This is a genomic window from Vibrio sp. 10N.261.55.A10 (assembly GCF_041470825.1).
In the GTDB taxonomy this organism is placed as follows: Bacteria; Pseudomonadota; Gammaproteobacteria; order Enterobacterales; family Vibrionaceae; genus Vibrio; species Vibrio crassostreae_C.
In genome coordinates this window covers 1-623 of the sequence record NZ_JBFRNC010000136.1, presented here as the reverse complement: position 1 = coordinate 623, position 623 = coordinate 1, and the positions used below count along the sequence as shown (strand labels likewise).

General features: G+C 46.4%; 1 protein-coding gene. It reads right to left on the bottom strand.

Annotated elements, in window-relative coordinates; genetic code table 11:
• A partial coding sequence (locus tag AB4274_RS22155; protein ID WP_372113254.1) for an aminotransferase class I/II-fold pyridoxal phosphate-dependent enzyme occupies positions 1-623 on the bottom strand: 623 nt, incomplete at both ends.

Below are 623 nucleotides of genomic sequence, written 5' to 3'. Positions count from 1 at the left end.
AATAGGTCACTGCGTTGCTCGTTGACGAAGTTTGCTAGGTTATCCAGTGTTTCATCAGAGAATTTAACTGATGCTGGGTTTGCTGGGTTAACAACACAAAGCAGTTTGATGTCTGTATCTGCCAGTTTTTCGATTTCAGACATTGGTAGCTGCCAAGTGGTCTCATCAAGGCGTAGCTCTACGATTTCCAGCTCATATTCTGCTAGCTCTGGGATTTCTAGGTAAGGTGTAAAGATTGGCGTGATTAGCGCAACTTTGTCACCTTTTTTCAATAGACCATTGTTGAACATGGTTGCGAACGTGTACGTCATTGACGCAGTGCCGCCTTCTGTTGCGAACAGGTCAAAGTTAGTCGTCATTGGCATTGGGCCGTACATCTCTTCTGCGATGTATTGTTTAACCACTTTCTCGATGTTCACTAGCATACGTGGTGGCACTGGGTAGTTACACGCAAGGTAAGCCAGTACTAGCTCGTTTAGGAACGCTTGTTTTTCGATGCCTAGACGGTCTTTTGCGTAGCTTAGTGCACGACGTAGGAAATCAACGCCTTTGTCTGTTGCATATTGGCTTGCGAACGTGTCGAAACGCTCAACGATGCCGACGCCATCAGGGATACCACCGAA